General features: G+C 43.9%; 8 protein-coding genes. All 8 read right to left on the bottom strand.

Annotated features, from left to right (window positions below; all coding sequences use genetic code 11):
- Positions 1–292: 292 nt before the first annotated feature.
- A complete protein-coding gene (locus NYE29_RS12660) occupies positions 293–4,321 on the bottom strand; it encodes an Ig-like domain-containing protein (RefSeq protein ID WP_340896256.1) in 4,029 nt (1,342 codons plus the stop codon).
- Positions 4,322–4,529: 208 nt separating this feature from the next.
- Entirely contained in the window at positions 4,530–5,732 is a 1,203-nt protein-coding gene (metK, locus tag NYE29_RS12655) for a methionine adenosyltransferase (protein ID WP_076109642.1), read from the bottom strand.
- Between the two features lie 280 nt (positions 5,733–6,012).
- On the bottom strand, positions 6,013–6,285 hold the full coding sequence (locus NYE29_RS12650) for an alpha/beta-type small acid-soluble spore protein (protein WP_340896254.1): 273 nt from the start codon (positions 6,283–6,285) through the stop codon (positions 6,013–6,015).
- 149 nt (positions 6,286–6,434) lie between these two features.
- Positions 6,435–6,974, bottom strand: coding sequence for a hypothetical protein (locus tag NYE29_RS12645; protein ID WP_340896253.1), 540 nt, complete (start codon positions 6,972–6,974; stop codon positions 6,435–6,437).
- A 101-nt stretch (positions 6,975–7,075) separates the two neighbouring features.
- The gene (locus NYE29_RS12640) at positions 7,076–9,805 is read right to left on the bottom strand and encodes a hypothetical protein (protein ID WP_340896252.1); all 2,730 of its coding nucleotides are present in this window, start codon (positions 9,803–9,805) and stop codon (positions 7,076–7,078) included.
- 502 nt (positions 9,806–10,307) lie between these two features.
- Complete coding sequence (locus NYE29_RS12635) at positions 10,308–10,649, bottom strand: hypothetical protein (protein ID WP_340896251.1); 342 nt, start codon at positions 10,647–10,649, stop codon at positions 10,308–10,310.
- A 255-nt stretch (positions 10,650–10,904) separates the two neighbouring features.
- Entirely contained in the window at positions 10,905–14,810 is a 3,906-nt protein-coding gene (locus tag NYE29_RS12630; RefSeq protein ID WP_340896250.1) for an S-layer homology domain-containing protein, read from the bottom strand.
- 214 nt (positions 14,811–15,024) lie between these two features.
- Positions 15,025–16,152: a glycosyltransferase family 4 protein gene (locus tag NYE29_RS12625; protein ID WP_340896249.1), complete on the bottom strand. Its 1,128-nt coding sequence runs from the start codon at positions 16,150–16,152 to the stop codon at positions 15,025–15,027.
- Positions 16,153–16,157 lie beyond the last annotated feature (5 nt).

Raw genomic sequence — 16,157 nt, 5'->3', positions numbered from 1 at the left:
CAAAAATCTATAAACCGTTTTCTATGTTCCCGTTATACCTTTAATAGACTGAATTTATGGGAAAAAGTTGCGAATATTACTAGATTCATCAATTTGAACTGACAAAAAGCGCCCGGCGCAAAACCGGACGCTTGAGAGCGGACATACAACTATTGTCGGTAGAAATGGCACACTTAGGTACTCATACCGCTTGCAAGTGGAAACGACTTCGCCGCCCTCAAAAGGACGGTATCCGTTTCAGCGAGAAGTAGAAGGATAATTTATAGCGTGAAACATATAAATTCTTAACTTTTTACAAGAAACCGGCCTTTGTCAGCATCCGCTGCAGCATTACTGCTGCTTGAGAGCGGGTGGCATTGCCTTGAGGCTGAAACTGGGCGCCAGGCATACCCAGAATAATTCCTTCCTGCACAGCTTTGGCCACAAATTCGGCGCTTTGACCCGAAACCTTGCTCTTATCTTTAAAGGCCGAAAGTACGGATGTGGTTGTGCCGCTAAGCGTAATCGGATTTTTGGTGTATTCCATAGCCCGAATCATCATTGTCGCCATATGCTCACGGGTAATATTGGCATTTGGACGGAATGTACCATCCGTATTGCCGGTTATAATTCCGGCCTTGGCCGCTGCGCCTATAGCATCTCCGATTTGGGTAGAAGCTTGAACATCACTGAAGCGCTGTGCTGTCTCACGGTCACCAAGCAGCCCAAGTCCTCTGCTTAGCATCACCGCGAACTCGGCACGGGTAATCTTCTGCTCCGGCTTAAAGGTGCTGCCGTAGCTGTTGTCTATAATGTTTTTGGCTGCCAGCAAAGCTACACTTGATTTGCTCCAGTGCCTGCTCATATCTGAAAAGCCCCGGGTAGACAGGAACGTTCCTACCACCTGATTCCCTACCACCTTCGCCTGAATGAAGGTATAGCTTCCTGCCCCGCTGATTTTGCTAGGCAGATATGCTGCTTCAGAATAGACAAGGTCCAGTCTGGCTGCTAAAGTCTGGTCACTGACTAAAGAAGAAGTTGTACGGGCCGTATATTCACCCGGAACATTTAGAACCGTACTATTGGAATAATTGCCGCTGACCGCAGCGGTCAAACGGATATCCACAAGGCTGGTTACACTCTGCAGTCCCTGAGTTTTAAGCGTTGCCTCAAGTGGCCCAAATGTGCCGAAAGGTACCTTTTCAAGTCTTAGCACCAGCGAGATATTGCTGCTGTCTGTAGTTAACTTGGACGCAAGGCCGGTCAAATCCATGTCATTTAGTGCAAGATTGTACAGGCTGTCACCATAACGTATAGCAAAGGTTGCCTTACTGTCGCGTTTTACTGCTTCTAGCAGGGGCTTCAGCGGTACAACTACATAGGCCCCCAATTCCGTGGAGGGTACTTCGAATGCCAGAGACGGACTGCCCGTTTTATTGAGATAATCATAGCTGGCAGTTAAACGGTCAGCCGTAAGAGTATATCTTTTTACCGACTGGTTATATACGGAACGGTCCTCCGCAGAAGCTGCGGAGTCCCCCTTCAATAGCGGATACTCTTTGCCAAATTCACTTGCTGCCAAAGTTCCCAGATACGAAGGACGCCCGGTTGCCGATGTGCCTACACCGGTGAGGTTCTGAACAGAAAGCGCGCTGAATGAAGCAAGCGCACTGCCGTTCAGATCCAGAATATTTCCGGAACCAGACATATAGGATAAAACGACGGTTTGTCCGGTTTTGACTACCGTGGACAACAGCAGCTTCAATGTACTTCCCGATACAGTATACGATTGTACACCCACACTGCTTCCATCTGCTCTCACGCCAAATTGGTTGGTGTACAAGCTTGAGGACGCCTGCATATTTTTGCTGAAGTTTACAATAAGCTCATCACCGGAGATGGTCGCTGAATTAATAAACGGCACTGTTGTTGTACCGTTACTGTTACTGCTGGTGCCTGAAACCGAAACTGGCTGCAGGTTAATGTAAGCGGCCCGGTTGCCGTTCAGATCACTGATTCCGGCCGTTCCCGGTACATAAGAAATCGTAGTGGAGTTATTCGTGTTCAAGGCACTCGCTAGCGTCAAGGTTACCAGATTCCCGCTTACTTCTACGTTTGTCACATAATTAGGTGTATTCCCCACAAGTACGGAGAATTGGCTGTTCATAGGCAAATTGGCCGTAGACAATCCCTCATTATATGTAAGCACAATCTTATTTCCAGAGCCTGAAGCGCTTTGATAAACAGGTGCAGTTGAATCACTGGTATTACGGATATAAAAATCGTTGAAATTCGCTATATTCTGGCTATATTGATCTTGGACAGGATAAGATCCGGCATAATAGGCTAGGCGAATCGTCTGTCCATTCGGTGCATCACTACTTAGCCCCAGGACGACCGTGGAGCCACTGGAAGTGGAGGAAACCACTCCAAGTGAAACACCATCTGCATAAACAGAAAACTGGCTGAAGGCGTTGGTGGAAATCGCTTTAAGCGTATCATTGAAATTCAGTGTCAAAGTCTTGCCTGACAAAATTCCGTCCTTAGGTGCAGGAAGTGCCGTTTGGACTGTATTCGTTACCTGTCGTAGTGAAAACGTAGATGCTGCATTGCCGGCGGCATCCTGAATCGTTCTAAGGCCACCCGTATAGGCTATTTTGACAACTTGGCCTACTGCTACACCCGTACTAAGGGTTACATACACACTGTCGCCTTGGATATATACACTCTCTACTGTCCTTCTCTCATCGTTGACGGTTACATTAAAGCTGGAAGACAGCAGAGCAACTGCCGGACGAATTGCTTCATCATACTTCAGCCGGATTGTGCGGTTACTTTCAAGCTGTGTAGACACCAGAACCGGTGCCCTCTTATCTAATGCTACCGTCCGGAAACTCCAAGAGTTTTTCCCGCTGAGTCCCTCATATGAATTTGGATTATTTTTTTGAACAAAAGCACCTGGAGGAACATCAACGTAATAAACCGTATCGTTTTCGAGCGTATTTGAAGGCACGATTACGAATTCAGTGTCGTTATTTACGATTACTTTTGATCCTAATTTAGTTCCATTACTCTTATACAGGCTCACAGGATTCGTCTCAATATATTTACTTGGACGGTTGAAGGTAATCTTAATGGGCTGATCAAGCGCCGCAGATTCACTACGGTCTGCCGGGCTGAGCGAGTCTACAGCGTACCCTGTCTGTGAAGTGGTTGTAAAACTCCATACATACGGTGTTCCTGAGGCAGGAAAAGCATTGCCATCTTGGTCATTAAACGCGCCTGCAGGAATAGTGACTGTGTAAATAGTATTATTCATCAGCGGACTCGTCACCGATGTCGATGCTACCGTTATAGTTCTGGTCCCACCACCGGTAACAGCCGAGGAGTTCACATCAAAGTATCTTGTATCCGCTGCATTAGTGGAAGATAATGTGATCACTCCATTAACCGGCGTCATCGGCTGGTCAAAGTTCAGCTGAATGTTGCCGGCTGGGGATACGGCAGTAGCACCACTGGCTGGGGATACATTTACCGCAGCGCCTGTTCCCTTTGTGGAAAAACTCCAGATGTTCCCACTGGTTATTCCAGCGAAGGTTTTATTCTCATCATCTTTAAAGGCGTAAGGATCGATTAGAACATAATAACTTTTTCCGGCCGTAAGTCTACTCGCAAGATTCAATCTCACTATCGTGGAAGATTCATCGCTTTGCAAATTGACTGAATAATCTCCATCATTAACCTTGAATTCCTGAACAACCGAATTGTCTGCCGAGGAAATGAGTCTAATGGATCCACCGCTCTTTTGCAGCTTCTTGTTCAGCTTAAAGCTAAGCTGAGTCAGCGTTGTGGAATCTACCCGTGAATAGTTCGCCGGATTGAATTCGCTTGCCCCAATATTCAGGTTCATTTCAGGTGATGTGGTAAATGTCCATGAAGCAGCCGCTGAGTCAGCACCTGCCCCGTCCTTAAATAGTCCTCTGGGAACAGTGACAGTATAGGTTTTGTTCTTCTCCAGCTGCTTGCCTAATTTAACTTCGTATTCCGTAGAATTGCTGATTAGCCCAGAACTGCCGATAGGCACCGTCACATATGGCGTGCCTGCGTCTCGCGTAGTAAGGGTGATATCTCCACTCTGCGGATACACCTGACGATCGAATTTCAGCTTAATGGAGGACGATACATTTACATTGACCTCACCTGCTGTTGGCGAAGTCACCATGCTGAATTCGCTTGCAGCATAAACTGCTGAATTCCCGGGACCGATTGACGAATACCCTGCACTGAGCAGCAGATCCCCTGCCAGAATGAGTGCTACTAATATTGAAATTTTCCTTTTCATGCGGTGATAGACTCCTCTCAAGCCATACTTTCGTCTTTACATATATTCTTATATTTCGGCTAAAAGGCTTCCAAAGTTTAGAAGAGTTCCTCTATAAGATAAGTTGACTTATTTATAATTTCAGCATGAGCATACAAAAAGGCCCGTAAAAGCAGCTCTTCCTTGAAACGAAGAATTGCCTTTACGAGCCTGATTCTAAAGCTATAATTTATATCCCAGCCTGATCTTTAAGCATTTCTGCCTTGTCCACACGTTCCCAAGGAAGATCAATATCCGTACGTCCAAAATGACCGTAAGCTGCAGTTTGTCTATAAATCGGCTTGCGCAGATCCAGCATGGAAATGATTCCGGCCGGCCGCAAATCGAAGTTGCTGCTGATTAACTGAGCCATTTTTTCCTCACTGATTTTACCTGTTCCGTATGTATCTACATTAATCGAGACAGGATTAGCAACGCCAATGGCATAGGCCAGTTGAATCTCGCATTTGTCGGCAAGACCAGCGGCCACCAAATTCTTGGCGACATAACGGGCGGCGTAAGCTGCGGAACGGTCGACCTTAGTCGGATCCTTCCCTGAGAATGCCCCTCCACCATGACGGGCATATCCGCCATAAGTATCGACAATAATCTTGCGCCCAGTCAAGCCTGCATCACCTTGCGGACCGCCAATAACGAAACGGCCTGTCGGATTAATGAAATATTTAGTATTCTCATCTAGCAATTCGGCAGGAACAACTGGCAAAATAACATGTTCTTTAATATCAGCCTGAATTTGCTCAAGCGAAATTTCTTCAGCATGCTGTGTGGATACCACTACAGTATCTACGCGTACCGGTTTTTCACCATCATATTCAATGGTCACCTGTGTCTTGCCATCAGGACGCAAATATTCCAAAGTGCCATTCTTGCGGACCTCAGACAGGCGCCGGGCAATACGGTGAGATAAAGCAATGGGTAACGGCATCAACTCAGGTGTTTCATTCGTAGCAAACCCGAACATCAACCCCTGATCACCGGCACCAATGTTGGCGGTTTCTTCAGCAACCTGTGCAGGGTCGCGGTTCTCCAGCGCAGCATTTACACCTTGGGCAATATCTGCAGACTGCTCATTCAGCGAGCTGAGAACGGCACAAGTATTATAATCAAAGCCATATTTCGCCCGTGTATAGCCAATTTCCTTAATCGTATTACGTACAATGGCCGGTATATCTACATACTCCGACTTTGTACTAATTTCGCCAATGACGAGCACAAGACCCGTTGCTACCGCTACCTCACAGGCGACACGTGCGTTTGGATCATTAGCCAGAAAAGCATCCAGTACCGCATCAGAGATCTGATCACAGATCTTATCCGGATGTCCCTCCGTTACGGACTCGGAAGTAAATAAATGACGTCCTTTAATCGACATGTACAATAACCTCCCATATGGATAGTCTGACACTGTATAAGGGGGCTCCTTAACAAATAACAGGCCACATAAAATAAGTATAGTATAAATATCGGAATACCGCATATCTTAAAAAAATGAACCTTTTCCGCATGGAAAAGGTTTATGGCTTTCCTCAAAAGTCATATTATCTTATTTGCCGGATGGTGTCAATTATAGCCAGTGTTACCCGTCATAGCGTAAGGTACTAGCTTATTTAATAAAACAATGATTCCCCGCAAACCCTAGAGTGGTTCGGGTATTAAGTAAACAAAGACTGCTCTGCTTGTTTCACCAGTCTCTTTGTAATTTCCCCACCTACAGATCCGTTATCTCTGGATGTAAGATGTCCGAGGTACTGACTTCGCCCTATTCCACCAGCACCACCCAAAGCCCCAAGTTCAGAAGCAAACTCTGTGTCAGCCCCGCCACCGTAAGAAGCTCCATATAGTCCAAATTCAGCAGCGATCTCATATTGCATCTGTTTAAGCATTGCCCGGCTCTCCGGTACAACTGTGCGGTTAGTACGTGCCATGTTACAGCACCTCCTGAATTTTTTTAAGATTACAGGAAGTATTGTGTGCTCTTTACCAGGGCCTCAATCGCCTCAATGTTTGTCAACAGTGGTAAACTGTGCCGAAGTATGACGAATCCGATATTAGGACATCCTATTTATATTCGAGCCTATTTCAATGTATAGGCTCCGCGCACCATAACCACCAGCCCACCAGCCTGACCGTCTTGTACCACTATGCCCCGTCCGGCACGAGGGAAAGATAACAGATGATTGGATGGTACAGCAGTACCGTTAACCAGATCCGCTCCATCAGTTAAATCAGCAACACCATTGCTGTCCTGAGAATAAATAGCCGCCTTTCCGGCGCGAACGATAAATTCGGCACCCGCTCCGGCAATCAGAGTCTGACCTGCTTTCACATCAACGATCTCAACTTCATCGCCTTTATTCTGGCTAGGTGTTGCTGTAGGCGTAGGGGTTGCTGCAGGAGTTGGTGTCGCTGCTGGAGCCTGTGTAGCGATAGTTCCGCCCTGTAGCGCTTTTTGAATCTGTTGATCCACATAGCTTTTGGTTACTACAGGATCTTCAGACGTTCCTGGCTGGTTGCCTACACTGGCGCCGTCAGCTTCACCAAAAAAGAGGGATCCACCCCACAGACTGCCTGTAATAAGCACAGCTGCTGTCATTATTTTATAAGTTGGTTTCATACTAACCTCCAATGTACTGGGATTGTAAGTCCTATTACATAAAAAATCTAAAAAAAAGAATAGCCTCCGAAGAGGCTATTCTTTGCTTCGGTAATCGGAGATTACTTAGCGTTTACTGTCTTATCACCAACGATAGTGTTACCTGCTTTATCTGCAGCAGTTGCACCATCGATAACTTTAACAGTAATACTGTTTACGTTGTTAGCATTGAGGTCAGAATATCCTGCAAGTCTAACATAGTATTTACCTGCATCGTTACCAACACCGGCAGTGAAACCACCAGTAATTGCTGTTGGAGTCGAGCTGTTGTTCACAAAAATTACGAAGTCGCTAGCCTTAAGAGTAGCAAATTCGATCGACTCGGAGAATGTCAATTGCAGAAGTGAAGTATCTCCAGTAGAAACAGCTGCTGAATCCAAGGTTGGTTTAACACCGTCTGCCAATACTGGCTTAATAGTAGCGCCTAATGTACCATTTCCTGCAGTATCAGTAACACCGAATGCAATAAATTCAATTGCTTCAGTTTTGCTGATTGCTGATTTAGGAACGCGTACTTCAACTACTGCTTCTGTAGGAGCTGTTGCAGTTCCAGTAGATCTCAATAGCTGAGCGTAGGAATTTGTAGGAAGTGCTTTGCTACCCAAAGTATAACTGTTAACATCACGCAGGGATACCACATTCAGACCAACGTTGTCTTTAACTGTTACGGTGAAGACAACTTCAGTATCAGCTTTAACACCCTCAGAGTAAGTGATGCTTGTAACTACAGGTCTTTCACTGTCAGTTGTAGTTGCAGCTGCAGCACTGACATTAATAGTAGTGCCAACTGACTTGTTCTTAGCAATTGCCAAATCTGTTACTATACCAGCAGGAAGACGCAGAGTGTACGTTCCACTAAGACCCTTCACATTTGGATATGTGAGCTTAGTACCGTCAACAATCTTAGCACCACTGAAATCAACACCAGTTACTACTAGACCAGTAGAGTCGCTAATCAATGTTGGTGTTCCACCTACCAGCGTAACATCTTCGGAGTATGGTACAACCAGACCTTTATCAGTGCTGAATACTGCATTAGAAGCTACAGGAGCCGTAGTATCCTTCACAAGTGTGATTGGTTGAGTTACTGGTGTACCAAGCGTGTTGCCCAATGTGTCTTTAACAGTTGCTCCGAAAACAAGTGATCCAGTGTAAGAACCGGAGTCTGGCAGTTTGAATCCACCAGGAACTTTAAACTTAATAGTGTCGCTGTCAGAAGTTGACTCTACACTAAGTGTTCCTTGGGACTCTCCATAAGTATTCAAGAATTTAACGTTACCAATCAAGGACTGATAGTTAACTTTCTTGTTGAACTTAACAGTGATAAGGCTATCACCTACTGCAGTAACAGAAGTAATTGTAGGAGCAGCAGTATCAGAAGTTACAGCTACGCTTGTTTTGATCGGATTAGGACTTGCCAGGTTGCCAGCAAAGTCACTAACATTCAACAAGGATACATCATAAGTTGTACCAGTCTTCAATGTACCTGCAGTTAAGCTGAAGGTGTCGTAAGTTTCACGAGTTACTGTAGCGGATACACCGTTTACGCTAGCAATGATTCCAGCCGGTTTAACTGGCTCGCTGAACTTCACAAGCACTTTGTTAGTAGTATCCTTAGCTACAGCAGTTACACTTGCAACTGTTGGAGCTACTGTATCAGCAGCAGTCAACAAAGCGCTGTAATTAGCAAGAGCTGTACCAGCACTTGTCTTAACTGCATCTGTTACAACAACAGTGTATTGGCCTTTAAGGAATTCAAGACCTGGGAAGGTAACAACCGCTTCAGTTCCAGCAGCGTTAACGCTCACTTCAGCACCATCTACTGTAATAGCAGGTTGGTTATTCAAAGGAATTACTTTGATAACACCGGATTTAAGCTTATCGTTAGAAACGACAGTTGAAGTATCAATTGCACGGTTGAATGTTACTTGCAATTGCTTAGAGTTTGGAGCCGTTACAGAAACAACCTTAGGAGCTGCAAGAGTAACCTTCACGCTGTAATCAACGTTGTTGTGTTTGAAAGGAACTGTAGTTTCAACGCCTTCTACCAAAGCGGTAGTCAGAGTTACAGTTGTTGTAGATTTATCAGAGAAAGTCACCAATACGCTAGTTGGGTTCAAAGCATCACCCGAAACTACTGTAGGAGCTTTCGAGTAGTTAGCAGCAGCATAAGCAGCTTCTACTACCAAAGAGCGGGTAGCGTTGGATTTGAAATCAACACCCTTTGCAACCAGACCAGCTTCAACAACTGCTTGTGCATAACCCTTAGCCCATACAGCTGCATTGTTGTCAGTTGTAGTAGGGGTTTCAAGTTTCAAAGCACGGTGCAGTACAGCTGCAATTTCTTGCACTGTAACTTTACCATTGAAGTTAAAGAGACCTTTTACAGTGTCAGTTCCCTTCATGTATCCAGCTGCAGTTGCAGCTTCAATGTAAGGCACTGCCCACATAGTTTTAGTGTAACCTTTGTCTTTGTAAGACAATGTTGTAGGAGCTACTTCTGGAAGATCAAACAATTTAGTCACGATCTTCGCGAATTCAGCGCGAGTCAGATCTTTTTCAAGATGAGCTTGACCGTCTGGGTACCCTTCAAGAATACCTTTCGCTGCCAAAGCATCAAATTTCGCTTGTGGAGTTGTTGCAGTTTCACCAAATGCTACAGAGGCAAACATCGAGAATGCCATTGCTGTAGATAATGCTACGGATAAAATTTTCTTCATAACCTTTTTTTCTCCTCCTTGGACGTTCATGAACTGAGATTTTTCTTTAGTTGGGTAGCTCATGTCACTCATTAGCCGATGCACCCCCTTTCCCGAGTTGAGCATATTAAGTATAAATAATGTCTGTGACGGGTATCACAGAAACTGGTAAACCGGTTTAAGGCATGACAATACTAGATTCCTAATTCTACCTAAGTATTATACAATGTGCCTCAAGTCACGTAAAGCTAATTTTTCCAATCACTGCGCCTTCATTAATTTGGGTGATCCCAAATGTCTGGTGCAAATGACTCTACACTTTAAACGCAGAAGTTCTGGAAAAGTTGCGCCTTGCTCAAAAAAAGTTTTTTTGGCATCCCGTTGCCGCTCCAATAGAAGAGCATATGTAGTTCTACTAACTATTGCTAATCATGGGTGACTACGGGAAACAGTATAGCACATGAACTTTCGAAACGTCATTAAACAATATTTGTTAAGTTAATAAACATAATCACCTTTTTTCAAACCCGGAAATTTCTTTATCAGCCAAAACAAAAAAGCGCCGTAACCGGCGCTTTCACTTTAAAGCATATAACTAACGGATCTTCATCGATAGCTGAATCAATTCCTGCCGCTTCTCAGGGCTTGAATTGACATTCTCGTACATCGCATCAATCGCCGCGCGGTTCTCCCGATAGCTCTTCTCATGCTTAATTGTAGTATGAGACCACTCAATTAATGCATTCTCCGCAATAACAAGATCATTATATGCATCATGGAATCCTGTAGCTTGTACAAGTTCCTCCATTAGATCCTGTGAAATTTCCTGCAATGCTCTTTTTGCTGTGATTTCCTTTTCCAGGATTTTCGCTCTATTCTCAAACATATTCTTTGCTTTCATATAATCCAATTGTGCTTTTGCTAAAATCGGTTTCATGGATGGCTTTCACCTTTCAGAAAATATTATTTTCTAATTTATTGTACCGTAAATGGGAGCAGATTACAAAGTTATCTAAATGGAAATTCAACCTGCATAAAGTCACAGCTTCTCCGAAGAGCTATATATAGTTCGTTTCTTATTATACCCAAAGAGAATTGATTTATAAAGGCATACCCTTTACATATTAATTTGCATACAAAACGGAGGGCAAGTAACCAGCCCTCCGTAATATCATAACAAATTAAAATGTATCTAGCTCAGGGTTTTAGGGAAGATGGTGGTGCTCTTCTTTAACAGTTCCACAGCGATCTTTCCTGCCTCAGCTCTGGTCATATTAGACTTAGGATTAAAGTTGTAAGAAGCCTTCTTTTGACCAGCTATGCTTACTTCAGCGCCATTCATAATTTTCGCCTTCGAAACCGCTTGGACTGCCGACAAGGCGTAAGATTCTATTTTACCGGAATCCAAAAACGACTTGGCGACTGAATCCTTTAATTTCTGATCGTTAGCTGCCAATTTCAATTTCAGGGCTCTGGCAATCATTACAGCTGCCTGCTCTCGAGTAATTGGCTGATCCGGAGCAAATACTCCATCGGTAAGTCCAGTCACTATGCCTGCTCTCGACGCAGTTTCAATATGGGCATAGTCCCATGTGATTGAACTTGCTCCAGGCACCAGATCGGAATACGTCTTGTTGTCATCATAGTTAAGTGGAAGATTCAACCCTTTAACCAGAAGTGTCGCGAATTCACCTCGTGTCGCTTGATCGTCTGTTCCAAATTGCTCAAACCGAAGATTTTTCATAATACCCTTTGAGTAAAGAGCGTTCAAAATATTTCTGGCCCATTGATGATTCGTGACGTCATTGTAGCCTCGGCTCATTTTCATTACCTTATAATACCCAAATTCATCAAAAGGAACGGAGATCGTGTGCTTATTGGTATCTACAGTACCGCCAATATTCTCCCATTCCCTTTTACTGTTGTATTTGAAGACCGTAACAATAGTTCCCGCGTCTTGTACAACATTCGGGTCAAAGGCCAATGTCAATTTCCCCCGCTTAGACGGTGTAATGATACGTTCCGCAGGAGTCTGTGGATCTCCAAACAATCCATCTACAGAATAAGGAGCTAAACCATTCGTAGCTGGAATATGCCCTGGCGTTGATGTGGTTCCAAGCTCACCCAATCCTCCGCTGATCCAATACACTTCCGATATACGTCCAAAATTGCTGCTCTCGTAAGGAGAATTGAACCGGAGCGTAAATTCATCTGGAATCGTCCAAGTTGGTATGCCACTCTCTTTAAAGGTTTCAGGGAAGCCGATGACGTTCCCATAATCGTTACGCCGTTCTACAACACCCGTGGCTGGGTCTGCAATCCCAAACCGCAGCTTGTTATTAGGATAGTACTTCGTCAAATTACGCGTATCCGTACTTTGCATTACCGTTCCTTTAGGGAAGGTTAATTCCACTGCTTTGTTAAACACACTGTATTTGTCTGCTGTTTTAGGTGACATGTATTGTGCATCGACTGCTACTGTACCGGTATAGAATATTGAAATAGTGTCTGTACTTGTCGTAGCACCGCGAACAATTTGAATTTTGATGCTGTTAGCTTTATCTGCCTTCAACCCTACATAGTCCAGTGCAAATCTCCCTGGCCCCAAATCCGTACGTTTGACTGCTTTTTCTTTGTCTATGATGACATCTGTAGCCCCTTCAGCTTCAATATCAAAATGAACAAAGTTTTTATTAACAACATATTGAGTACCTACAGAAGGCTGAGGAGAGAGAATACGATACGCACTTACTTCTCTAACAATCTCCAGCTTCTGACTGGTTTTGGCTCCTGTACTGTTTATCAGCTCAAGAGTGTAAACATACGTTCCTGGCGTATCATTCACAAGATCCTGAATCCGCATTACAAAGTCTTTTTGACTTCCGGCAAAACTGGTGGTATAGGTTTTATCTGCAAAAGTCGGGCTGGGAGTAATCGATGTACTCGCATTGGCAGGAATATCGAGTGACAGGATATTTTTTGTTCCTATATTCAAATTGAGTTTTACCGCTCCGCTACCTCTAAGAACCAGATCATAAGTTTTCAAGCTGGTTGTATACTGATTGTCTTTATATATAAAATCAGGAGTTAAGTTAAATAGTTTGGTCAGCAGTTCATCCGTTGGTCCAAAGGTTGGATCAGGAAACGAACTTCTTGCAGTACCGACAGCTGGTTGAAACTTACTTATGGTTGATACGTTCTCATCGAGAATGTAAATGCGCAGTTCCTTGCGGACTTCCCGGGTTTGCCCCTTTTCATCCGTACCTGTGCCTGTAAAGACAATTTTATTCTCTCCAAACACTAATGGACCCATAGTGGCATCAATAAGTAGATCAACATCAAATCCACCATTGCTATTAAGCCAAGTAGTAGTTGCTCCCGTTGGTCTTATTTTCGTTCCATTCACATACATCTCAGCCAGGAAATATGGGCTGCTTAAATTGAAATCAATATACTGGCCTTTAATATTAAGGGTCTTACTGGCTTTAGAATCAATAACAATACTCTGCCCATCTGTGAGGTTGGATACATAAATATAGTTTTTTGAGGCAAAGGAAATATTAACATCTTTATACGCCGTGGATCCCTTAATGTTGAATCGAACGGTTTGGTTACCGTTTTGGAAATCCGATATTTTAAAGATGTACTGCGTACTTGAAACAGATTTAACCCACTCTGGTGTCAAACCCTTAGTGGAAATAGGCAAATAACTCGCAAGCAGTTCCACAGGAGCTGCTGCTGCAGTATTTGTTTTAACTAAGATGTAGAATTCACCGGAATTTACCTTAGCCCCATTCAGAGCTACTCCAGGCGGAATATCACCTGTTCCATCATATCCCGGAAGATATTTCACATCCGTGATTACAATTCTATCCTTCATGTACTGAAAATCAAAGGAACGGTTAATGGTTTTGGTTCCGTAAGCTACTGAAAGATTATGTGTTTGTGTCTCTAATCTGTTGGCTGGTGTTGCCGTATCTTTATTTAGGGTCAGCGGCATCTCAAAAGAAACCAGCCGATATGAAGGTGTATTCTTGATAGGAGAAGGTACCAAGACCTCATCTCCCGCGTTCAAAGCGATAAGACCAGCACTGTCCAATGTTATACTGCTCCCATAGGTAGGCGTTGACACTGCTCCATCCATTTTCACTACTGCCGAACCCGCGAAAGGGACTCCCGCATTATCCTGAACCATCATTTGAACAATTAATTTTGCAGTATCTGAATCTTCAGTCATCACCGGCTGATCACTGTACAGCAGGTCCTGACCCTGACTGTGCGAATCAACCAAATACATTTTAACTATAGGATTCTTCTCATCATAATAAAAAAGCGTATATTCAAAGCTCAACGTATCTGAGCCATTCTGCACGACTAATTTCAGATTATTGACACCCGGATTAAGCGCCATACGCTGTGAGAAGAACGTTCCATCCTGCAGTAAAGAGGTGTTTGATGCACTTTCATTATTAATGGCAGCAGTAACCTTTGTTGCATTTAACGCTTTACCTTCAAGTGTAATTTCTTTGTTGGCTACGACCAATTGTGCTCCTTCGTTCAAATTAAGCTTCTCTGAGCCACCCAGAACTTGAAGTCTCTCGACATAAGGAACCTGATCAAATAGTACATAAAAAGCCTCAGAGCGATCATTGCTTCCCTGTGACCCCGTAAGAATAATCTTATTCATGCCTGGAAACAATGTCAGATTTGCGCTAAAGCGATTGTCGGGACTATCAATATCTAACTGCACAACACCAGGTGTTAAGTGTGTAGTGTCCTCTACCCATTTATTATTCTCCCAGTTTAAACGTTGTACATTGGCCCCCAGAGTAGAACTCGTAACCTTTGTAAACGTTCCTGTGACTACTAAATTAGCATCCGTTACTTGCAATACATTGGTTCTTGAGATTTGTTTTTCTATTGGAGGCAGTAATGTCAGATCAACAGTGTTTCTCAATTTCGTATTATCTGGCGTAAAATAACTGGTAGGCTTAAGCGTATCTGCAGCCACTGCAGTATTCATAAGTCCAGTTGGAATTAAAGATACAATTAAGGCGAACAGAAGCGTCCATACAAATGGCTTTCTCATGCGCTGCATGTCATTAATCTCTCCCTTTTGATGATGTTAATTATTTTATCGGTCCTACAGAAGATAATTTGAAGGAATTCCTTGAATTTTCTATACACTTATTATTCGTGCAGTATCAGATTCCTTCAATAATAGCCTCTGAAATACAAAAAGCCCACCCTACATCAGGATGAGCTTTTCAAAAAAAATATATATTAATAGCATTACAAATCTTAAACAAATCCTACAGCTTCGAGCCTCGTTCCTGACTAACCTTTATTCGCATTCTCAGGAAAAAGTCAATCACAGGACGTTTGGTCTTACTGATGACACCAGTAATCTCCGCACCAATTTGCAGGAAGAACAGCATTACGCAAATGACTACAAAAGTAACCCAGTTTGCTTCGTAAAGTGAGGCAGAGGTCTGGATAACAGCCAATACACCGAAAAATGTAGCAATTCCATAAATGATCAGTACCGTTTGACGGTGGCTGAACCCCAGTTCGCGCAGGCAATGATGCAGGTGGCCTTTATCCGGTGCGAATATTGGTTTCTTCTGCAGCTTGCGGCGTACGATGGCAAAAAAGGTATCAGACAAAGGCACTCCGATAATGAGGAGCGGTGTAATAAAAGAAACGACGGCAATTTGCTTAAACCCAAGAAGTGCAAGCAGAGCCAAGCAAAAGCCTAAGAACAGTGAACCTGTATCACCCATAAAAATTTTGGCGGGGTGAAAATTAAAGAAAAGAAATCCTATGATGCTGCCCAGCAGCAGCAGGCACAGGAGAGCAACCATTGTATTTCCCATCAAGAAGGCCATCACTGCAATGGTGGCAATTGCGATACCGGATACCCCGGCAGCAAGCCCGTCCAACCCGTCAATCAAGTTAACGGCATTCGTGACACCAACAATCCAGAAAATAGTCAGTGGAATAGCAATCCAGCTTTCCAGCGAAGAATACGTATTATGAAAAGGAATATTTACGAAATCAACAGTAATACCAAAACCGAAGACTACTATGCAGGCAGCCGCAATCTGGCCCAGCAGCTTCACCTTTGCCGAAAGTTCGAACCGGTCATCCAAACCGCCGATCAGAACAATCATTCCGCCGCCACACAGCAGCGCTTTGATGAAGCTTACCTCCCGCGGAGTGAAGTCATAAGGAATAATTGGCAATACGGCAAGCAGGCCCAACACAAACGCCAGAAAAATACCAAGTCCGCCAAGGCGGGGCATAATCTTCGTATGCACTTTACGGGCATTCGGCACATCTGTAGCGCCAATCTTAATAGCGAATTTCTTCACCAGCGGCGTCAAGAGTAAGGCGAGTCCCATGCACACAATAAATCCGGCGATGTATATGATTAACATTTGAT

Origin of the sequence: Paenibacillus sp. FSL M7-1046, assembly GCF_038007405.1 — a bacterium.
GTDB lineage: Bacteria > Bacillota > Bacilli > Paenibacillales > Paenibacillaceae > Paenibacillus_AQ.
Note: the sequence above shows the minus strand (reverse complement) of the source record. Positions and strands in the feature narration are given on the sequence as shown.

Excerpts from the sequence above, each read along its gene's own strand:
- NYE29_RS12660 (WP_340896256.1), bottom strand. The coding sequence starts at position 4,321 with ATGAAAAGGAAAATTTCAATATTAGTAGCACTCATTCTGGCAGGGGAT.
- metK (WP_076109642.1), bottom strand. The coding sequence starts at position 5,732 with ATGTCGATTAAAGGACGTCATTTATTTACTTCCGAGTCCGTAACGGAG.
- NYE29_RS12650 (WP_340896254.1), bottom strand. The coding sequence starts at position 6,285 with ATGGCACGTACTAACCGCACAGTTGTACCGGAGAGCCGGGCAATGCTT.
- NYE29_RS12645 (WP_340896253.1), bottom strand. The coding sequence starts at position 6,974 with ATGAAACCAACTTATAAAATAATGACAGCAGCTGTGCTTATTACAGGC.
- NYE29_RS12640 (WP_340896252.1), bottom strand. The coding sequence starts at position 9,805 with ATGAGTGACATGAGCTACCCAACTAAAGAAAAATCTCAGTTCATGAAC.
- NYE29_RS12635 (WP_340896251.1), bottom strand. The coding sequence starts at position 10,649 with ATGAAACCGATTTTAGCAAAAGCACAATTGGATTATATGAAAGCAAAG.
- NYE29_RS12630 (WP_340896250.1), bottom strand. The coding sequence starts at position 14,810 with ATGCAGCGCATGAGAAAGCCATTTGTATGGACGCTTCTGTTCGCCTTA.
- NYE29_RS12625 (WP_340896249.1), bottom strand. The coding sequence starts at position 16,152 with ATGTTAATCATATACATCGCCGGATTTATTGTGTGCATGGGACTCGCC.